Genomic DNA, 18,890 nt, shown 5'->3' on the forward strand with positions numbered 1-18,890 from the left:
CGTTGCTAAGCTGGCCGCGCCGCGACTGGCGTTCGGATGGGTGACCATCAGGGAGCGGCACCTCCTCCGGGGCGCGCTCCGGACACTTTTCCCGCCGCACGCCTGGGCTGGAACGGATACCGTAGTCCGGGTCGCCCGTACGCGCCGAGTCGCCTCGATGCACCGGCGCGGGCACCCTCCGTTTCCCAGTCAAGGAGCGTCCGTGTCCTCTTCCACCGCCCAGAGTCCCGCGACCACCGGTGCGTCCGGATCGTTCGACCAGCCCGTCTCGGTCGTCGATCCCGAGATCGCCGCCGTCCTGCAGCAGGAGCTCGACCGCCAGCGCGGCTACCTCGAGATGATCGCGAGCGAGAACTTCGTGCCGCGCGCGATCCTGGAGTCGCAGGGCTCGGTCCTGACCAACAAGTACGCCGAGGGCTACCCGGGCCGCCGCTACTACGGCGGCTGCGAGTTCGTCGACGTGGCCGAGCAGCTCGCGATCGACCGCGCCAAGGCCCTCTTCGGCGCCGAGTTCGCGAACGTGCAGCCCCACTCCGGTGCCACCGCGAACGCCGCAGCGCTCTCCGCGCTGATCCAGCCCGGCGACACGATCCTCGGGCTCGAGCTCGCCCACGGCGGTCATCTGACGCACGGCATGAAGCTCAACTTCTCGGGCAAGCTCTACAACGCGACCGCGTACGGCGTCGACCCGCAGTCGTTCCGCATCGACATGGACGTCGTGCGCGAGAAGGCCCTCGAGGTCCGCCCGCAGGTGCTGATCGCCGGCTGGTCGGCCTACCCGCGCCACCTCGACTTCGAGGCGTTCCGCGCCATCGCCGACGAGGTCGGCGCGAAGCTCTGGGTCGACATGGCGCACTTCGCCGGCCTCGTCGCAGCGGGCCTGCACCCCTCGCCCGTCCCGCACGCCGATGTGGTCACCACGACCGTGCACAAGACGCTGGCGGGCCCCCGCTCCGGCCTCATCCTGGCCAGGCAGGAGTACGCCAAGAAGCTCAACTCGGCCGTGTTCCCGGGCCAGCAGGGCGGCCCGCTGATGCACGTCATCGCGGCGAAGGCGACGGCCTTCAAGCTCGCCGGCGAGGCGGAGTTCGCCGAACGCCAGGCCCGCACGATCCGCGGCGCGCAGATCCTCGCCGAGCGCCTCACCGCGCCCGACGCGAAGGCCGAGGGCATCGACGTGCTCACCGGAGGCACCGACGTGCACCTGGTGCTCGCCGACCTCCGCAACTCCCCGCTCGACGGCCAGCAGGCGGAGGACCGGCTGCACGAGGTCGGCATCACCGTCAACCGCAACGCCGTGCCCTTCGACCCGCGTCCTCCGATGGTCACCTCGGGGCTCCGCATCGGCACGCCGGCGCTCGCCACGCGCGGCTTCGGCGAGAACGAGTTCATCGAGGTCGCCGACGTGATCGCCGAGGCGCTCAAGCCGTCCGCCGACCTGCAGGCCCTGCGCGCCCGCGTGGGTCGCCTCACGGACGACTTCCCGCTCTACCCCGGGCTCTGAGCCCCGATCCGCGGAGCCGCCCGGCTCCGCGGATCCCACCCGGGCCCCCTGGCCCTCCGCGTGCCGCGGTCGCCGGACGACACGTCCCCGGCGACCCGGTTCGCGCCGCTCGAACACGAGGAGTCATCCGATGACGGCACAGGTACTCGACGGAGTCGCCACGGCGACGGCGGTCAAGGCCGAGATCGCGGTGCGGGTCGCCGCGCTGCGCGAGAAGGGGATCGTGCCGGGGCTCGGCACGCTGCTGGTCGGCGACGACCCGGCCTCCCGCTCCTACGTCGCCGGCAAGCACCGCGACTGCGCCGAGGTCGGCATCGAGTCGATCCGGGTCGACCTGCCCGCGACGGCCTCGGCCGAGGACATCCGCAGCGCGATCCGCCAGCTGAACGAGTCCGCGGCGGTGACCGGCTACATCATCCAGCTGCCGCTGCCGAAGGGCATCGACGAGAACGCGATGCTCGAGCTGATGGACCCCGACAAGGACGCCGACGGGCTGCACCCGACGAATCTCGGCCGCCTGGTGCTCGGTGTCGAGGGCGAGCTCGACAGCCCGCTGCCCTGTACGCCCAACGGCGTCGTCGAGATGCTGCGACGGCACGACATCCCGCTCTCGGGCAAGCACGTCGTGGTGGTCGGGCGCGGTCTCACCGTCGGTCGGCCGCTCGGGCTGCTCCTGACGCGCAAGGGCCTCGACGCAACCGTCACCCTGACCCACTCGCGCACGACCGACCTCGCCGCGGAGGTGCGCCGCGCCGACATCGTGGTCGCCGCCGTCGGCGTCCCCGGGCTCATCGCCGCCGACTGGGTGAAGCCCGGCGCCGCCGTGCTGGACGTGGGCATCACCCGCGTCGAGAACCCGGAGACCGGCCGCGCGAAGCTCACCGGTGACGTCGCTCCCGGAGTGGCGGAGGTCGCGGGCTGGCTCTCGCCGGTTCCCGGCGGCGTCGGCCCGATGACCCGCGCCATGCTCATCCACAACGTGGTCACGGCTGCGGAGCGCGCCGCCCGCTGACCGCGCGGAAGCGCACCGGATCCCCTGGGGCGAGCTGGGCGAGGGCGTCGAGCGACGCGGAGTCGACGACGGCGACCACGGGGTAGCCGCCGGTCACCGGGTGGTCCGGTCCGAAGACGACGGGCAGTCCGGAGGGCGGCAGCTGCACCGAGCCGTGCAGCATCCCCTCGCTCGGCAGTTCGCCGCCGCGCCCCGTCGGCAGCGGTGCTCCGGTCAGCCGGAGTCCGACGCGGTCGGCGTCGCCGAGGTGCCAGGGAGTGTCGAGGAGCGCCCTCCAGGTGCCCGGCGGGAGCAGCTCGAGGCGCGGTCCCGGGTGCACGGCGAGCGTCGCTCCGTGGCCCGGCGCCGGGAAGGGCCACCAGTCGAGGGCGGCGACGCCGCCGGAGGCGCGTCCGATCGCCAGCACGTCCCCCGCCTGCAGCGGCTCGGGCCCGAGGGCCGCGAGGGTGTCGCGGGAGCGCGACCCGAGCACGGGCGGCACGTCGATCCCGCCCCGGACGGCGAGCGTGCGGCGGATCCCCGCGCGCAGCGGGCCCAGCCTCAGCACGGCTCCGGCCGGCAGCAGCACGGGGAGGACCCGGTCGACGCTCCGCCCGTCGATCCGCGCGTCCCCGTCGGCTCCGGTCAGGCTGATCCAGACGTCCGCGTCGGCGCTCACGGCGAAGCCCGCGCCGAGCAGCTCCAGGCCCGCGTCGTCGGCGCCCCCGCCCAGCAGCCGGTTCCCGAGGCGGAGGGCTCCGGCGTCCATCGCGCCCGAGCGGCCCACGCCGAGCGCGGCGAATCCCGGGCGGCCCGCGTCCTGCACGAGCGCGAGGGTGCCGGGGTCGAGGACGCGGAGGCTCACCGCACCTCCCGGAACCGCACCTCGTCGCCCGGCGCGAGGAGCGCCGGCGGCGTCCGCTCGACGTCCCAGAGCACCGCTGCGGTCGTCCCGATCAGCTGCCAGCCGCCGGGGGAGGAACGGGGGTAGATGCCGGAGTAGGGGCCCGCCAGCGCCACGGAACCCGCGGGCACGCGCGTCCGCGGCTCCGCCCGGCGCGGCACCTCCGGCCAGTCGCCGCGCGCGACGAGGTACGCGAAACCGGGGGCGAATCCGCCGAAGGCGGCCCGCCACCCTGTCGCCGTGTGGCGGCGCACCAGTTCGCCGACCGTCCAGCCGAGTGCGGTCGCGGTGTCTGCGAGGTCCGCGCCGTCGTACTCGACGTCCACGACGATCAGCCGTCCCGTCGTGCCCGCGGCGTCCGTGTCCGCCGAGGCGCAGACGGCCCGGATCCACAGGGCCGCCTCAGGCACCGGGATGACGCCGGGATCGACGACGACCAGCACGGTCCGGGCCGCGGGAACGAGATCGACGACGCCCTGCGGCCGCTCCGCCTCGAGGGCGAGCGCCAGCGCGAGTGCCTCGTCGAGACCGCCCGTCTCCACGAGCACCGCTCGATCCCCGGAGGGCAGCAGGCGCGCGGGGATCACGGCACCGCGGCCGCGAGGGCGACCCCGGCCCGGGCGAGAGCGTCCCGCACGGCCACCGCCATCGCGAGGGCGCCGGGGGAGTCGCCGTGCACGCACAGCGAGTCGACGTCGACGCGGAGGATCCCGCCGTCGCGGTCCACGACCGCCCCCTCCGTCGCCATCCGCACCGCACGAGCGGCGACGAGCGGCACGTCGATGAGGACGGCCCCCTCCTCGCCGCGCGGCACGAGGGTGCCGTCGGAGCGGTAGCCGCGGTCGACGAACGCCTCGCGGACGAAGGGCAGGCCCGCGTCCCCGGCGGCGCGCTCGATCGCGGAGGAGGCGAGCCCGAGGACGGGCAGGCCCGGTGCCGCGTCGTGCACAGCGGCCGCGACGGCTCCGGCCCGCACCTCGTCGTGCACGATGCGGTTGTAGAGGGCGCCGTGCGGCTTGACGTAGCGGACGTGCGTGCTGGTCGCCCGCGCGACGGCCTGCAGTGCTCCGATCTGGTAGACGACGTCGGCGTGGAGCTCGTCCGGGCCGACGGGCAGGTCGCGCCGCCCGAAGCCCGCCAGATCGCGGTACGAGACGTGCGCACCGACCGCGACTCCCCGCTCCGCCGCGAGCCGGCAGCGATCGAGCATGATCGAGGGATCGCCGGCGTGGAATCCGCACGCGATGCTCGCGCTCGACACCACCCGCAGGATCGCGTCGTCGTCTCCGAGCTCCCACACGCCGAAGCCCTCGCCGAGGTCGGCGTTGAGGTCGATCGCAGCGCGCATGCCCCGAGCCTACGGTTCCCGTCCAGACGACGCCGGTAGCGTTGCCGGGCGCACTCGCGTCCCCCACCCCCGTCGGACCCGTCTTCGAGTGCGCCCGCCCCACGAGGAGAACCCATGCGCACCGTATCCGCCTACGCCGCCCCGTCCGCCACCGAGCCGCTGATCCCGACCACCGTCGAGCGCCGCGACGTCGGCCCGCACGACGTGCTCATCGAGATCGCCTATTCCGGCATCTGCCACTCCGACATCCACACCGTGCGCGGGGAGTGGGGACCGGTCGCCTACCCGCTGACCGTCGGCCACGAGATCGTCGGCGTCGTCGCCGAGGTCGGCTCCGAAGTCTCGAAGCACTCCGTCGGAGACCGCGTCGGCGTGGGCTGCATGGTCAACTCCTGCCGCGAGTGCGAGAACTGCCTCGCGGGCGAGGAGCAGTACTGCCTGAAGGGCAACGTCGGCACCTACGCCGCCGTCGACCGCGACGGCACCATCACCCAGGGCGGCTATTCCACCCACGTCGTGGTCGTCGAGGACTTCGTGCTCCGCGTGCCGGAGTCGATCCCCTACGAGGCCGCCGCGCCGCTGCTGTGCGCCGGCATCACCACCTACTCGCCCCTGTCGCACTGGAACGCCGGCCCCGGCAAGAAGGTCGCCGTGGTCGGACTCGGCGGCCTGGGCCACATGGCCGTGCAGTTCGCGCACGCCATGGGCGCCGAGGTCACCGTGCTCTCGCAGACGCTCGGCAAGAAGGACGACGGCCTGCGCCTGGGCGCCGACCACTACTACGCGACGAAGGACGAGGAGACGTTCTCCACCCTCGCGAACACCTTCGACATCATCCTGAACACCGTCAGCGCCCCGCTCGACCTCGACGCCTACCTCGGCATGCTGCGCCTGAACGGCACCATGGTGAACGTCGGCGCGCCGGCCGAGGCCCTGCCGCTGCACGTCTTCACGCTCTTCGGCGCCCGCCGCTCCTTCGCGGGCTCGGGCATCGGAGGCATCCGCGAGACCCAGGAGATGCTGGACTTCTGCGCCGAGAAGGGCATCGCGAGCGAGGTCGAGGTCATCCCGGCCTCCGAGATCAACGCCGCCTACGAGCGCGTGCTCTCGTCCGACGTGCGGTACCGCTTCGTCATCGACATCGCGACGATGACGGAGTAGTCGCTAGCCTCGCGGCATGAGCGAACGGAGTCACCCCGCGGTCGACCGCGTCCTGCGCCGATCTCGCCGTGCACGGCGTTCATCCGCCCGTGCGCTGGCTCGACGAGGCCGCGTCGACCGCGGCACTCGCGGTAGCGGCGCTCGGCATCGAGCCGGGGCAGATCGCGAACTCACTGGTGTTCCTCCTCGATGGGGAGCCGCTGCTCGTGCTGACGAGCGGCGGCCACCGCGTCGACACGCAGTGGCTCGGCGGCGAGCTGGGCGGCACGATCGGCCGGGCGAGCGCGTCGGTCGTCAAAGCGGCCACGGGCCAGACCATCGGAGGCGTCGCGCCGGTCGGTCATCCCCGCGCGCTGCGCACCGTGGTCGACGAGGCGCTCGCGGAGTACGGCACGGTGTGGGCGGCGGCGGGACACGCGCACACGGTGTACCCGACCAGCGCCTCGGAGCTCGTGAGGGTCACCGGGGGAGTGCTGCGCGCGGTCGTCCCGCCCGCCTGAGGGCCACCGGACGCAGAGGGAGCCGGCACCCGCGCCGTCCGATCCACCGCAGTGGTCCGGAGGCCGGTGCCGGCTCCCTCGTCGTGCAGCGCTCAGCGCACCCGGCCCGCGCCGTCGGCGGCGGTGACCAGGAACAGCTCCGGCGCCCGGAAGCCCTTCGCGGCGAAGGCGGCGAGGACCGCGGCGCGGACCTCCTCCTCCTTCTCGACCGGCGTGAGGGCGATCGCGGAGCCGCCGAAGCCGCCCCCCGTCATGCGGGCGCCGATGGCTCCCGCACCCCGCGAGGCCTCGACGGCCGTGTCGAGTTCGGGAACCGAGATCTCGAAGTCGTCGCGGAGGGAGACGTGGCCCGCGTCGAGGAGCTCGCCGATGGCGCGGGGACCCTGCTCGCGAAGGGTCCGCACGGTCGCGAGGACACGCGCGTCCTCGGTCACCACGTGCTTCACGCGGCGGTAGGTGACGTCGTCGAGGAGCTCCTCGGCGCGCGGGAGATCGTCGACGGACAGCTCGCGCAGCGACTCCACGCCGAGCGTCGAGGCGCCCAGCTCGCAGGAGGCGCGCCGCTCGGCGTAGCCGCCCGTGGCGTGCGCGTGCTCGACCTTCGTGTCGATGACGAGGAGGACGAGGCCGGCCTCCTCGAAACCGAGCGGGATCACCTCGGTGTCCAGGCTCCGGCAGTCCAGGAACACGGCCGCGTCGCGCTGCCCGAAGAGGGAGGCGGACTCGTCCATGATCCCGGTCGGGGCGCCGACGGCGACGTTCTCGGCCCGGCGTCCGACCCGCGCGAGCGTCGCCTTGTCGAGGTCGAGCTCCCAGAGCTCGTTCAGCGCGACGGCCATGGCGCACATCAGCGCGGCGGAGCTCGACAGCCCCGCACCGACCGGGACGTCGGAGTCGACGAACGCGTCGAACCCGGTGCGGGCACCGAGGTCGACGCCGTACTCGGTGAGAGCCCAGACGACGCCGAGCGGGTAGGCCGACCAGCCCGCGATCGCGCCGGGAGCGAGATCGTCGAGCGAGATCTCGACGTGCTCGGGAGAGAAGGCGCTGGCGATGCGGATGACGCGGTCCTCGCGCGGCGCGACGGCCATCGCGGTCGCGCGGTCGATCGCGAACGGGAACACGAACCCGTCGTTGTAGTCGGTGTGCTCGCCGATCAGGTTCACGCGGCCGGGCCCTGCCCACACGCCCGCGGGGGCGTGGTCGTACTCGCGCTCGAAGTCGCGAGCGGCGCGCTCGGCGACGGCGTCGAGCGAGGGGGAGGCGGAGGTCATCGGGTCTCCTCGGTGTCGGAGGGGGTGTCGGGGAGGGAGGCGTCGGGGCGCTGCGCGACCTCGGCCTCGAGCGTCGCCGCGTCGGCGCGCTCGATCGCGGCGCGCAGGGCGGCGGCGCTGGTCTCGGGAGCGATGTCGCCGATCCAGGCGCCCATCGCGGCCTCGCTGCCGGCGAGGTACTTCAGCTTCGTCTCGGCGCGGCGCGGCGAGGTGATCTGCAGCATCAGGCGCACCTCGTCGCGGCGCTCGTGCACGGGCGCCTGGTGCCAGGCGGCGATGTACGGCGTCGGGGTGTCGTAGAGCGCGTCGATGCCGCGGAGCAGGCGCTGGTAGACCTTCGCGAGCTCGTCGCGCTCCTCCGGGGTCGTCTCGCTGATGTCGGCGACGTGGCGGTGCGGAAGGAGGTGCACCTCGACGGGCCAGCGCGCGGCGAACGGCACGAAGGCGGTGAAGTGCTCGCCGCGGATCAGCACGCGGTCGCCGGCCTGCTCGAACGCGAGGACGTCGGCGAACAGCGTCGGTCCGTAGGAGTCGAGCGACGCGAGGAGGCGGGTCGTGCGGGGCGTGACGTAGGGGTAGGAGTAGATCTGGCCGTGCGGGTGGTGGAGCGTCACTCCGATCGCCTCGCCGCGGTTCTCGAACGGGAAGACCTGCTGCACGCCGGGCAGGCCCGAGAGGGCGGCGACGCGGTCGGCCCAGGCCTCGACGACCGTGCGGGCGCGCGACGCCGAGAGCGTCGAGAACGAGCCCTCGTGCTCCGGGCTGAAGCAGACGACCTCGCAGCGGCCGACGCTGGTCAGCGTGCGGCCGAGGCCGAGGGTGCGCAGATCCTCGAGGGACGCGGGCGCGTCCTCGTCCTCGAGCAGCGGGCCGAACGACGGCGAGCGGTTCTCGAACACCGCGACGTCGTAGCGGCTCGGTACCTCCGACGGGTTGGTCGGCGAGGCCGGTGCGAGCGGGTCGAGCTCGGCCGGCGGGAGGAAGACGCGGTTCTGCCGCGAGGCGGCGATCGACACCCACTCCCCGGTGAGGACGTCCTGGCGCATGCGCGCCGTCGCGGGTCGCGGATCGAGGTCGCGGGCGTCGGCGCTGCGCTCGGGCGGCAGAGTCGTGTCGGCGTCGTCGAAGTAGAGGAGCTCTCGCCCGTCGGCGAGGGTGTGCGGGCGCTTGACGACGCCGGCGGAGAGGGGGATCGCTTCGTTCATGGCGGGACTCAGACTAGGGGCCGCTCTTCGAAAAGGAAAGCGCGGTTTCGCTTTGACAAGCCACCCCCGCCGGACCAGCATGGGCGCATGAGAGCAGACGGCGAGCACGACGGGCGCTCCGCTGTCGAGCGCCGACTCCGGATGCGACTGCTGGCCGAGCGCTCGGGCTTCGTCTCGGTCGCCGACCTGGCCGAGCGCCTCGGAGTCTCGGTGGTCACCGTCCGCTCCGACCTCGATCAGCTGGCGGGGGAGGGCTCGGTGCAGCGCGTGCGCGGCGGAGCGATCCCGTCGGCCGCCAGACCGGGCGAGCGCTCGCTCGAAGAGGGCCTGGCCGCCGCCGCCGAGGAGAAGGCGGCGATCGGGCGCGAGGCCGCCGCGTCCGTCTCCTCCGGCGAGAGCGTGATCCTCGATGTCGGCACGACTCCGCTCGCGATCGCGCACGCCCTCGTCGCCCGCGAGGAGCTCCGCGACATCACCGTCATCACGAACGGGCTCTCCACCGCCCTCGCCCTCGAGCCGGCGATCCCGCGGTTCACCGTCGTCGTCACCGGAGGCACGCTGCGCCCGCTCCAGCACTCGCTCGTCGAGCCGCTGGCCTCCGAGATGCTCGAGCGGATCCGCGCCGACGTCGTCTTCGTGGGCTGCACGGGCGTGCATCCGCGGGCCGGGGTGACCAACGTCAACCTCCCGGAGGCGACCCTCAAGCGCCGCATGCTGCAGGCCGCCGCCCGTCGCGTCGTCGTCGCCGACTCCCGCAAGCTCGGGGTCGTCGACCTCGGCCGCGTGGCCGGCGCCGACGAGTTCGACCTCCTGCTCACCGGCGGCGCGGCCGAGGCGGTCGTCGTCGCCGAGCTGGAGGAGTCGGGCCTGGCCGTCACGCGCTGCTGATCTCGCGGCGGCACCCGTCACCGGCATCGGTCCGTAGGATTCACGCATGGCCGACTTCACTCCCGCCCCCGCGACCGGGCGCCAGTACGCCCTCGACCTCACCGCCGAGGGCCGCACGCTCCACGCCGTCGTGACGGAGGTGGCAGCAGGGCTGCGCCACCTCTCCGTCGACGGCGTCGAGATCACCGCCGGATACCCCGAGACCACCGTGCCGCCCTTCGGGTCGGGCATCGTGCTGGTCCCCTGGCCGAACCGCGTGCGGGACGGCAAGTGGCACCACGCGGGGCGCACCCTCCAGCTCGACATCACCGAGCCGAAGTACCACAACGCGCTCCACGGGCTGCTGACCAGCACCTCCTACCGCCTCGTCGACCAGGGGCCCTCGTTCGTCGAGCTCGCCGCTCCGGTCGTCCCCCAGCGCGGCTGGCCGTTCCACCTCGAGACGACCGTGCGGTACGAGCTGCAGGCCGACGGGCTGAAGGTCGTGCACCGCGTGGTCAACGTCGGAGCCGAGGAGGCGCCGGTCGCGATCGGCACGCACCCCTTCCTCGCCATCGGCGACGTGCCGACCGACGAGCTCGAGATCACCGTCGACGCGGCCGTGCACATCGAGGTCGACGAGCGGCTGAACCCCACCGGTCAGAGCCCGGTCGAGGGCACCGAGTGGGACCTGCGCCGGGGCCGCCGGATCGGCGATCTCGAGCTCGACGACGCCTGGGCCGACGTCACCGTCGTCGACGGCGAGAGCGTCCACGGCCTGAGCGCCTCCGACGGGCGCCGCGTGCTGCTCTGGGCCGACGCCTCGCACAACTACATCCAGGTCTTCATCACCCGCATCTTCCCCGAGGGCGACGACGTCAAGACCGCGATCGCCGTCGAGCCGATGACCGCTCCCGCCGAGGCGCTCAACTCGGGTCAGGGCCTGCGCTGGCTGGAGCCGGGCGAGGAGTGGACCGTGGCCTGGGGCATCCGGCACGAGGGGTTCCCCTCCGCCTCATGACGGTGACCACCTCGACCGGGCGCGACGACGCCGCGAAGCGCGCCGCGCTCGTCCGGATGAAGCGCATCGCCACCGGCCTCCTGGTCGTGATGGCGATCGTCTTCGCGGTCTCGTTCGCGCTGCAGGACCGCTACCCGTGGCTCCAGTGGGTCAGGGCGGCGAGCGAGGGCGGCATGGTCGGCGCCCTCGCCGACTGGTTCGCGGTGACCGCGCTGTTCCGCCGGCCACTCGGGCTGCCCATCCCGCACACGGCGATCATCGCGACCAAGAAGGACGAGATCGGCACGAGCCTCGCGCAGTTCGTCGAGGAGAACTTCCTCCGCGGTGCGATCGTGCGCGAGAAGCTCGACTCGTTCGGCATCGCCCGGCGTGCGGGCGTGTGGCTCGCCGAGCCGGCCAACGCGCACCGCGTGGGCGACGAGAGCGCCGCCGCGGTCCGCGCGGCGATCGCCCTGCTCGACGACTCCCACGTGCAGGGCGTGATCGAGGCGCTCGCCCGCCGCCACCTGCTCGATCCACAGTGGGGGCCTCCGCTGGGGAAGCTCGTCGGCGGGATCGTCGAGGCCGGGCACCACCGCCGGCTCGTCGACACGCTGGTCGAGCAGGCGGAGGCGTGGCTCGCCGCGAATCCGCAGAGCTTCACCCGCATGGTCAGCGGCAGGCTGCCCACCTGGCTGCCCTCGGCGGTCAGCCGGGCCATCGACGAGCGGCTGTACCACGAGGCGCTCGTGTTCGTGCACGCGGTCAGGGAGGAGCAGGGGCACCCGCTCCGGCTCGCCATCGACGGCTACCTCGCGACCCTCGCCGAGGACCTCGGCACCGACCCCGATCTCGTCGCCCGGGTCGAGGAGATCAAGAACCAGGCGTTCGACAGCCCGCGCGTCCGCGAGCTGGCGGGCGACGTCTGGGAGTCGACGAAGTCGTCCCTCCTCGGCGCGATGGACGACCCGGAGAGCCCGCTGCGCGCGAGCCTGGAATCGATCGTCGTGGACCTCGGCCGCCGCCTCTCGACCGACGAGCGGCTCGCGAGCACGGTGGACGCCTGGATCGGCACGGTCGCCGCGAACCTGGTCGACCGCTACCGCGCCGACATCGCGAGCATCATCGGCGACACCATCCAGCGCTGGGACCCTCGCGAGACCTCCGACAAGCTCGAGCTCCAGGTGGGCAAGGACCTGCAGTTCATCCGGATCAACGGCACGGTGGTGGGCGCGCTCGCGGGCCTCGTGATCTTCACGGTCGCGCACGCCCTCCTCGGTTCCTGAGAAGCGGTCCGGGCCGAGCGGAGTCGTCGCCGCCGATCCGCAAGCCCTCGCCGCTGTCGGTGGTCGCGCGTACCGTCGCAGCATGAGCGACAACGACACCACAGGCCCCGACATCAAGACCGAGGGCGACGTCCTCGGAGCCCGCGCCGACGACGGCAGCGACACCAGCGCCAGCAAGGACCCGTCCGACTGGGTCACCGGCGACGAGCCGATGACCGGCCCGCAGCGCAGCTACCTCGACACCCTCGCCCGCGAGGCCGGCGAGACCCTCCCGGCCGACCTCACCAAGGCGCAGGCGTCCGAGCACATCGATCGCCTCCAGTCCTCGACCGGTCGCGGCGAGACGAGCAACGGGCACGACTGACCCCGGCACGACCCCGCGGGTGCGGCGCGACGGTGAGCATTGATGCCGTCGCGCGCCCCCGTGCGGGGTGCGCCGCTCGCCGCTCGGGCTCCCTAGGTTCGTGGCATGGCGATCTCTCGCACCACGCGGACGGCCCTCGACCTCATCGACTCGCTCCGCGTTCCGGGGGCGATCGATCCCCGTCTCGCCCGGCAGGTGGCCGACTCCCTCCGTCAGCTGCTGGAGGCGGGGACGTTCGGCCCCAGCGACAGGGTACTGCGTCGACGCTCGAGGCTGCTGCGCCGGGGATCCGCTCTCTACTGACCGCGACCGGTCCGCCTCGACGGGGCGTCCGGATCGTGATGGAAGCGCTCCCTCGACCCCTCCCCGGGGGGCCGGGAGCGGCGTAGGCTCGCCTCAGGCGTCCCGGCCTCTCGTCGCACCGTCGCGACGTCGGAGCGGGCGCCGGTGAGGACGACGATGTCTCAACGGGTCGCAACCCGCAGTTCTGTCAGCATCCGACTCGTGCGGTGGTACCGCACCGACGACGGATGGAGATCGGAGGTCGTGCACGGCCGCCTCCTCGAGCACCAGGCCGGAGTCTGGCGCCTGCTCGACGGCGACGAGGTGCACGACTACCCGGATTCGATCTGGTCGCTCTGCCACGAGTAGGCGCGCCGGTCACTCCTCGGCGCCGGTCACTCCTCGTCGCGCGCGAGCATCGACCACTCGTCGTAGTCCGCCACGGGCTCGGGCTGGTCCTCGGCCGTGACGTGCTCGACGCGCGGTTCCAGCGCGCCGCGGCGACGGTCGAGCTCTTCGAGGGTCGCCGCATCCGCTGCGGGATCCTCCGGCGAGTCGTCCTCGACGAGGAGGAGCTGGCTCGCGGGCCCGATCAGCAGCTCGGCCTGCTCGCGCTCGCCGTCGGGCGTCGTCCCTGCCACGACGATCGTGTCGGCGATGCCGCGCAGTCCCAGCTCGCGGGCGTAGCCGAGGATCGCGTGTGCCACGGCGTCCCCGACGAGCAGCGAACCACCGGCGTAATGAAGGCGCTTCATGCTCTCCATCGTCACCGCGCTCCCGAGTCCGCACAGGGGGATTCCGTTCGAGGGGCGGCGTCGCTAACGGTCCGGAGGGCGCCCCGCGAGCGGGGGGCTTCCCTGAAAGGGCATCGTCTGTCTACCCCGAGGGCGAATATCCGTGCCCCTGGGAAAATCTTTTCCATGGGTCAGCTCATCTACGGTTCCTCCGACGTCTAAGAGTTCGACGACCGCGTCCTGGCCCACGTGCAGGTCGTCGTCGGCCGCAAGCTCCGCCGGCACGAGACCTTCTACCTGAGCTGGGTGAAGCCCGTCGAGAGCGGATCCGGCCGCGTCACCGTCTGGATCTCCCCGCACATCCCGCTGCAGTTCCACTTCGTCGGCGGTCGTCCGCCCCGGCTCAACGACAGTTGGCTGCGCGAGATGCTCGCGACGTCCCACGGCGACCGCGGCCTCGTGGTGACCCGCGAGCCCGAGTCGCTCCCGCTGGCGGAGCCGCCGAAGCCGTAGTGCCGTGCGGCGGGAGAGGGAGTGGGCCCCGTCGGGCTCGAACCGACGACCCGCGGATTAAAAGTCCGCTGCTCTGCCAACTGAGCTAGAGGCCCGCGAATCCAGGGTAGCGCGCCCGGCGGACCGACCCGACGGCACCCGGACCGGGGCATATCCGGCGGCCCGCAGGCGTTACCCTCCTCGAACCCCTTCACTCCCGAGCGGACGCCTGCGCCCGCTCTCCCGACCGCGGAAGGCGGCCCCATGACAGACGGCTTCCACAAGCCGACCAAGTTCCCCTCCCACGTCTTCGAGGCGTTCCAGGGAGGCGAGGACCCGGCGCAGATCACCCGGGTGGCGCACGAGACGGCGATCGCCCTGCTCAGCCGGGTCCGGGACGACCCCGATCCGGTGATCATCGACCGCCTGGTCGAGTACACCGACCACAACGGCATCGACGCGCTCGCCGAGCTGTGGGCGCGCTCGAGCGCCTCGAGCCTGCCCGGCGCCCTCTGGCGCATCTACCTGCTCCGGCTCGTCATCCGGCAGGATCCGCAGAGCACGAGCTTCCTCTATCAGCGCGGCGTGGAGCTCTCCTCGACCATCGACCCGGTGGTGGCGGGCGCTAGCACCCCCACCGGACCCGCCGAGATCACCGAGCTCGCCGACCGGATCCTGCGCGGCGTCTTCGACGGCGACTTCGCCGTGGCGCTGGACCGCGCCGCCGCGTTCTGCCGCGTGAGCGCCTCCGGAGCGGCCTCGGTCGCCGACGACGTCGAGCTGATCGACGGACCGCGCGCCAGCGAGCTGACCACGCGGGCCCTCCGCCTCTCGACCACCGCCTCCGAGCTCGCCGGCTGCGCGCGGCTGTGGCGGAGCGACTCCCTGGAGTAGGCGCTGCAGCGCAAGGCCGTTCACCCACCGCGAACGCGCCTCGCGACCACCCCCGGGGCAGTGGTTAGACTGGGCGAGGCCGGATCGCAGTAACCCCGGGCTCCACTTGTAGCCGCTTCGAGCGGCCTCGCGCCGAGAGGCGTTCTGCGGTCCGGCCCCTTTCTTCCCCGCAGAACCGCACGGGAGCGAGGGCCCAGTGGCGGGTGGTCGGAGGCGGGCCGCCCCGCACCGCACGTCCGAGTCCTCGACAGACAGGCGCCACCCCGATGAAGAACCGCATCGCGTTCCGACGGGGCGCGCGGTGGTGGGCCGGCATCGGCCTGCTGGTCGCCGCAGCCCTCTACCTCCTCGGCGCTCCGCAGGTCGACGACGCCGACGGCGCACTCCTCGGCGGAGGCGTCACCGTGTCGCAGGGCGTGGTGATGCGCTCCCTGGCGGTGCTGGACGTGATCGCCGGTCTCTGGGTCCTCATCCGACCCCGGACCTACCCCGCCCTGACCGCGGCGGCCGCAGGCCTGATCGCCCTCTGGCTCTCGCCCCGGCTCAAGGATCCGGCGCTCGTCGACATCGGCGGATTCGCACTCGACATCCGCTTCGTGGTCCACCCCCTCGAGGTGGTCGTGATCGTCGCGGCGGTCGCCGTCGTCGTCTCCGCGGTGAGCGCCGGCTTCCAGAAGCGGGCCCGGACGGGGCAGCGACGATGAGCGACGACACCACGACCGACCTCGGTTCGCTCCTCGAGCGCATCGCCGCCGCCGATCAGGCGGCGTTCTCGGAGCTGTACGACCTCACCGCGTCCCGCGTCCTCGGACTCGTCACCCGCGTGCTGGTCGACCGCGCTCAGTCCGAGGAGGTGACCCAGGAGGTGTTCCTCGAGATCTGGCAAACCGCTGGACGCTTCGCTCCGAATAAAGGAAGCGCGACGACCTGGATCCTCACGATGGCACACCGCAGGGCCATCGATCGGGTACGCGCGGCTCAAGCGGGCCGCGACCGGGACGTGCGCATCGGAATCCGGGATCTGGGTCGTGACTACGACCAGGTCGCCGAACAGGCGGAGGTGTCTCTTGAGCACGAGAAGGTCGCAGCCGCCATGGGCAGGCTGACCGAGCTGCAGCGGCAGGCGCTGCAGCTGGCGTACTACGGCGGGTACTCGCACAGCGAGATCGCGGGGATCCTGCAGTGCCCCGTCGGTACCGTCAAGACGCGCCTGCGCGATGGAATGATCAGACTTCGAGAAGAGATGGGGGTGACCCGGTGACCGACGTGAATCGACCCGACGACCCTCGCGAGCTCGCCGCGGGCCACGCCCTCGGCATCCTGACTCCCGAGGAGCAGGCGAGGTACGAGCGGTTCCTCGCCGAGCACCCGGAGGCGCGTGCCGAGGCCGACGGGTTCGCCGCAGTGGCCGACGCCCTCGCCGAGGACGCGGCACCGGTGGCTCCGTCCCCGCGCCTGAAGGCCGATCTCATGGCCCTCATCGCGACGACGCCGCAACTGCCGCGGGACGAGCCGGCCCAGCCGGTCGAGACCCCGCGACTGCACGCCGTCGAGGCGGAGGTGCCTCCCGTCGCTCGCCCCGGCGCGGACGAGACGGTCGCGCCGTCCACCGCGCGGCACAGCGCCGAGGCGAAGGCTCGCGGCCGCTGGTTCACCCGACCCGCCGTCTACCTCTCGGCCGCCGCCGCGGCCGCCGTGATCGTGGTCGGCGGAGTGACGCTGCCCCAGGTGCTCGCGCCCGGCTCCGGTCAGACCCAGGAGCTCACGGCGCTGGAGGAGATCCGCAACGCCCCTGACGCGCAGGAGGCCGTCGCCACCGTCGCCTCGGGCGAGACCGCGACGCTGGTCTGGTCGGGGTCGCTCGGCCGCTCGGCGCTCGTCGTCGACGACCTCGCTCCGCTGCCCGACGGCAAGACGTACGAGCTCTGGTACATCGACTCCACCGGGCCCGTGGCCGCAGGCCTCTTCGAGGGAGGCGACGGGCGCACCGTTGCTCCTCTCGAGGGCACCATGGCCGAGGGCGCCGTCGTCGCGGTGACGATCGAGGACGAGGGCGGGTCGGACACTCCGACGACCGATCCCATCCTCGCCATCGAGACCGCCTGACCGTACGGACCACGCGAACGAGAAGAGCCGCACCCCCGAGGGGAGTGCGGCTCTTCTGGTTCGAGGGCGCGGGATCAGCCGAAGCGGCCCGAGACGTAGTCCTCGGTCGCCTGGACGGACGGGCGCGAGAACATCGTCGCGGTGTCGTCGTACTCGATGAGCTTGCCCGGCTTGCCGGTGCCCGCGATGTTGAAGAACGCGGTGCGGTCCGAGACGCGCGATGCCTGCTGCATGTTGTGGGTCACGATCACGATCGTGTACTCGTTCTTGAGCTCCTCGATCAGGTCCTCGATCGCGAGCGTCGAGATCGGGTCGAGCGCCGAGCAGGGCTCGTCCATCAGCAGGACGTCGGGAGAGACCGCGATCGCGCGGGCGATGCACAGACGCTGCTGCTGACCGCCGGAGAGACCGGAGCCCGGCTTGTCGAGGCGGTCCTTCACCTCGTTCCAGAGGTTCGCGCCCTGGAGCGACTTCTCGACCAGGTCGTCCGCGTCGGACTTGCTGATGCGGCGGTTGTTGAGCTTCACGCCGGCCAGCACGTTGTCGCGGATCGACATCGTCGGGAACGGGTTCGGACGCTGGAAGACCATGCCCACCTGGCGGCGGACGAGCACCGGGTCGACGCCGGGGCCGTAGAGGTTGTTCCCGTCGATCAGCACCTCGCCGTCGACGTAGGCGCCGGGGATGACCTCGTGCATGCGGTTGAGCGTGCGGAGGAAGGTCGACTTGCCGCAGCCGGACGGGCCGATGAAGGCGGTGACGGTGCGGGGCTCGATGGTGAGCCCGACTCCCTCGACCGCGAGGAACTTGCTGTAGTAGACGTTGAGGTCGTTGACTTCGATGCGCTTGGACAACGGAGATCCTTCGGGTTAGCGGCCGAGCTTGGGGGCGAAGATGCGCGCGACCATGCGTGCGAGCAGGTTGAGGAGCATGACGATCAGGATGAGGACCAGCGCGCCGGTCCAGGCCCGGTCGATGTACGCGGCGGCGTCGGAGCCCTGGTCCGCGTACTGGCGGAAGACGAAGACCGGGAGGGTCATCATCCGGTCGTCGAACGGGTTGTAGTTCATCGACTGCGTGAAGCCGGCGACGATGAGCAGCGGAGCCGTCTCGCCGATGACGCGGGCGATCGAGAGCATGACGCCCGTGACGATGCCGGCGATCGAGGTGGGGAGGACGATCTTGACGACGGTCAGCCACTTGGGCACGCCGAGTGCGAAGGACGCCTCGCGGAGCTCGTTCGGGACCAGCCGCAGCATCTCCTCCGTCGAGCGGACGACCACGGGGATCATCAGCACCGAGAGCGCGACCGCGCCGCCGATGCCCATCCGGACGCCCGGTCCGAAGAACAGGACGAGGAGGGCGTAGGCGAAGAGGCCGGCGACGATGGAGGGGATGCCGGTCATGACGTCCACGAAGAACGTGATGCCGCGGGCCAGGGGGCCGCGGCCGTACTCGACGAGGTAGATCGCCGTCATCAGGCCGATCGGGATCGAGATGACCGCCGCGAGCGCGGTGATGATCAGCGTGCCCATGATCGCGTGCAGCGCTCCGCCTCCCTCGCCGACGACGTTGCGCATCGAGGAGGTGAAGAAGGTGATGTCGAAGCGCGCGGCTCCCGCGGTGATCGCGGTGTACATCAGCGAGATCAGCGGGATCAGCGCGACGACGAACGCCGCGGTGACCAGGGTCGTCACGACCCGGTCGGTGGCCCGTCGGGCGCCCTCGACCAGTCGTGCCAGCACGAACACCGAGACCGTGTAGAGCACGGCGCCGAAGAAGACGGTGCCGACGATGTCGAAGCCGGCGGTCACCCCGCTGACGGCGAGGAGCGCGTAGACGACGGCCATCAGCGCGAGGCTGCCGCCGAGGAGGGCGAGGGGGGCCCACTTGGGCAGCTGCCCGCTCGTGAGCGTGTTCGTCACCGCGGGAGCGGCGTCCTCGACGCGGCGGCGCTGGCGAGGAGGAGTCGTCATGG

23 protein-coding genes, 1 tRNA gene and 1 riboswitch are annotated in these 18,890 nt (G+C 72.4%); of the genes, 15 read left to right on the forward strand and 9 right to left on the reverse strand.

Annotated elements, in window-relative coordinates:
- Nucleotides 1-11: 11 nt before the first annotated feature.
- Nucleotides 12-115: riboswitch (ZMP/ZTP riboswitch) on the forward strand.
- Nucleotides 116-202: 87 nt separating this feature from the next.
- Complete coding sequence (gene glyA, locus ASF48_RS05405; protein ID WP_055787570.1) at nt 203-1,504, forward strand: serine hydroxymethyltransferase; 1,302 nt, start codon at nt 203-205, stop codon at nt 1,502-1,504.
- A gap of 130 nt (nt 1,505-1,634) precedes the next feature.
- The gene (locus ASF48_RS05410) at nt 1,635-2,516 is read left to right on the forward strand and encodes a bifunctional methylenetetrahydrofolate dehydrogenase/methenyltetrahydrofolate cyclohydrolase (protein ID WP_055787573.1); all 882 of its coding nucleotides are present in this window, start codon (nt 1,635-1,637) and stop codon (nt 2,514-2,516) included.
- Here ASF48_RS05410 and ASF48_RS19865 read toward each other — a convergent pair.
- The 3 genes from ASF48_RS19865 to ASF48_RS05425 are packed head-to-tail and all read right to left on the reverse strand — an operon-like array spanning nt 2,488 to nt 4,747.
- Nucleotides 2,488-3,360 (reverse strand): biotin-dependent carboxyltransferase family protein, encoded by an 873-nt coding sequence (locus ASF48_RS19865; RefSeq protein ID WP_055787576.1) that lies wholly within the window; start codon nt 3,358-3,360, stop codon nt 2,488-2,490. The genes ASF48_RS05410 and ASF48_RS19865 overlap by 29 nt on opposite strands.
- Nucleotides 3,357-3,947 carry a 5-oxoprolinase subunit B family protein gene (locus tag ASF48_RS19870; protein ID WP_235577184.1) on the reverse strand — a complete coding sequence of 197 codons (591 nt, stop codon included), beginning with the start codon at nt 3,945-3,947 and terminating at the stop codon, nt 3,357-3,359. Before ASF48_RS19870 ends, ASF48_RS19865 begins: the two co-directional genes overlap by 4 nt.
- 35 nt (nt 3,948-3,982) lie before the next feature.
- A complete protein-coding gene (locus ASF48_RS05425) occupies nt 3,983-4,747 on the reverse strand; it encodes a LamB/YcsF family protein (protein WP_055787579.1) in 765 nt (254 codons plus the stop codon).
- A 114-nt stretch (nt 4,748-4,861) separates the two neighbouring features.
- Between ASF48_RS05425 and ASF48_RS05430 the strand changes: the two genes are divergently transcribed.
- Both ASF48_RS05430 and ASF48_RS05435 read left to right on the forward strand, forming a co-directional pair.
- Nucleotides 4,862-5,908, forward strand: a complete 1,047-nt coding sequence (locus ASF48_RS05430; RefSeq protein WP_055787582.1) for an NAD(P)-dependent alcohol dehydrogenase — start codon at nt 4,862-4,864, stop codon at nt 5,906-5,908.
- A gap of 89 nt (nt 5,909-5,997) precedes the next feature.
- Nucleotides 5,998-6,408, forward strand: coding sequence for a YbaK/EbsC family protein (locus tag ASF48_RS05435; RefSeq protein ID WP_327205435.1), 411 nt, complete (start codon nt 5,998-6,000; stop codon nt 6,406-6,408).
- A 92-nt stretch (nt 6,409-6,500) separates the two neighbouring features.
- On the opposite strand, the gene galK is transcribed toward ASF48_RS05435, so the two are convergent.
- A complete protein-coding gene (galK, locus tag ASF48_RS05440) occupies nt 6,501-7,682 on the reverse strand; it encodes a galactokinase (protein ID WP_055787587.1) in 1,182 nt (393 codons plus the stop codon).
- Nucleotides 7,679-8,887 (reverse strand): galactose-1-phosphate uridylyltransferase, encoded by a 1,209-nt coding sequence (gene galT, locus ASF48_RS05445; RefSeq protein WP_082481000.1) that lies wholly within the window; start codon nt 8,885-8,887, stop codon nt 7,679-7,681. Before galT ends, galK begins: the two co-directional genes overlap by 4 nt.
- An 87-nt stretch (nt 8,888-8,974) precedes the next feature.
- Here galT and ASF48_RS05450 point away from each other — a divergent pair, with 87 nt between their 5' ends.
- From ASF48_RS05450 to ASF48_RS19320, 6 genes are all read left to right on the forward strand, one after another.
- Entirely contained in the window at nt 8,975-9,775 is an 801-nt protein-coding gene (locus ASF48_RS05450) for a DeoR/GlpR family DNA-binding transcription regulator (protein WP_055787591.1), read from the forward strand.
- 46 nt (nt 9,776-9,821) lie between these two features.
- Nucleotides 9,822-10,775 carry an aldose 1-epimerase family protein gene (locus tag ASF48_RS05455; RefSeq protein WP_055787595.1) on the forward strand — a complete coding sequence of 318 codons (954 nt, stop codon included), beginning with the start codon at nt 9,822-9,824 and terminating at the stop codon, nt 10,773-10,775.
- Complete coding sequence (locus ASF48_RS05460) at nt 10,772-12,040, forward strand: DUF445 domain-containing protein (RefSeq protein ID WP_055787599.1); 1,269 nt, start codon at nt 10,772-10,774, stop codon at nt 12,038-12,040. Before ASF48_RS05455 ends, ASF48_RS05460 begins: the two co-directional genes overlap by 4 nt.
- 82 nt (nt 12,041-12,122) lie before the next feature.
- Nucleotides 12,123-12,404, forward strand: coding sequence for a DUF3072 domain-containing protein (locus tag ASF48_RS05465; protein ID WP_055787602.1), 282 nt, complete (start codon nt 12,123-12,125; stop codon nt 12,402-12,404).
- Between the two features lie 105 nt (nt 12,405-12,509).
- Nucleotides 12,510-12,707 (forward strand): hypothetical protein, encoded by a 198-nt coding sequence (locus ASF48_RS05470; RefSeq protein WP_055787606.1) that lies wholly within the window; start codon nt 12,510-12,512, stop codon nt 12,705-12,707.
- A 201-nt stretch (nt 12,708-12,908) separates the two neighbouring features.
- On the forward strand, nt 12,909-13,055 hold the full coding sequence (locus ASF48_RS19320) for a hypothetical protein (protein WP_157602202.1): 147 nt from the start codon (nt 12,909-12,911) through the stop codon (nt 13,053-13,055).
- Nucleotides 13,056-13,081: 26 nt separating this feature from the next.
- On the opposite strand, the gene ASF48_RS05475 is transcribed toward ASF48_RS19320, so the two are convergent.
- On the reverse strand, nt 13,082-13,441 hold the full coding sequence (locus ASF48_RS05475) for a hypothetical protein (RefSeq protein WP_055787608.1): 360 nt from the start codon (nt 13,439-13,441) through the stop codon (nt 13,082-13,084).
- A gap of 228 nt (nt 13,442-13,669) precedes the next feature.
- Between ASF48_RS05475 and ASF48_RS05480 the strand changes: the two genes are divergently transcribed.
- A complete protein-coding gene (locus tag ASF48_RS05480; protein ID WP_230671789.1) occupies nt 13,670-13,933 on the forward strand; it encodes a DUF7882 family protein in 264 nt (87 codons plus the stop codon).
- Nucleotides 13,934-13,955: 22 nt separating this feature from the next.
- On the opposite strand, the gene ASF48_RS05485 is transcribed toward ASF48_RS05480, so the two are convergent.
- Nucleotides 13,956-14,028: transfer RNA gene (locus ASF48_RS05485), tRNA-Lys, on the reverse strand.
- A 148-nt stretch (nt 14,029-14,176) separates the two neighbouring features.
- On the opposite strand from ASF48_RS05485, the gene ASF48_RS05490 reads away from it, so the two are divergent.
- From ASF48_RS05490 to ASF48_RS05505, 4 genes are all read left to right on the forward strand, one after another.
- On the forward strand, nt 14,177-14,806 hold the full coding sequence (locus ASF48_RS05490; RefSeq protein WP_055787611.1) for a hypothetical protein: 630 nt from the start codon (nt 14,177-14,179) through the stop codon (nt 14,804-14,806).
- Nucleotides 14,807-15,072: 266 nt separating this feature from the next.
- The gene (locus ASF48_RS05495; RefSeq protein ID WP_055787614.1) at nt 15,073-15,510 is read left to right on the forward strand and encodes a hypothetical protein; all 438 of its coding nucleotides are present in this window, start codon (nt 15,073-15,075) and stop codon (nt 15,508-15,510) included.
- A complete protein-coding gene (gene sigK / locus ASF48_RS05500) occupies nt 15,507-16,067 on the forward strand; it encodes an ECF RNA polymerase sigma factor SigK (RefSeq protein ID WP_055787617.1) in 561 nt (186 codons plus the stop codon). Before ASF48_RS05495 ends, sigK begins: the two co-directional genes overlap by 4 nt.
- Entirely contained in the window at nt 16,064-16,912 is an 849-nt protein-coding gene (locus tag ASF48_RS05505) for an anti-sigma factor (RefSeq protein ID WP_055787620.1), read from the forward strand. The genes sigK and ASF48_RS05505 overlap by 4 nt, the downstream gene beginning before the upstream one ends.
- Nucleotides 16,913-16,986: 74 nt before the next feature.
- On the opposite strand, the gene pstB is transcribed toward ASF48_RS05505, so the two are convergent.
- Together pstB and pstA are read right to left on the reverse strand one after the other, a co-directional pair.
- On the reverse strand, nt 16,987-17,766 hold the full coding sequence (gene pstB, locus ASF48_RS05510; protein ID WP_055787623.1) for a phosphate ABC transporter ATP-binding protein PstB: 780 nt from the start codon (nt 17,764-17,766) through the stop codon (nt 16,987-16,989).
- Between the two features lie 15 nt (nt 17,767-17,781).
- A complete protein-coding gene (gene pstA / locus ASF48_RS05515) occupies nt 17,782-18,888 on the reverse strand; it encodes a phosphate ABC transporter permease PstA (protein WP_055788985.1) in 1,107 nt (368 codons plus the stop codon).
- Between the last annotated feature and the right edge of the window lie 2 nt (nt 18,889-18,890).

Source organism: Rathayibacter sp. Leaf299 (genome assembly GCF_001423055.1).
Classification (GTDB): Bacteria; Actinomycetota; Actinomycetes; order Actinomycetales; family Microbacteriaceae; genus Rathayibacter; species Rathayibacter caricis.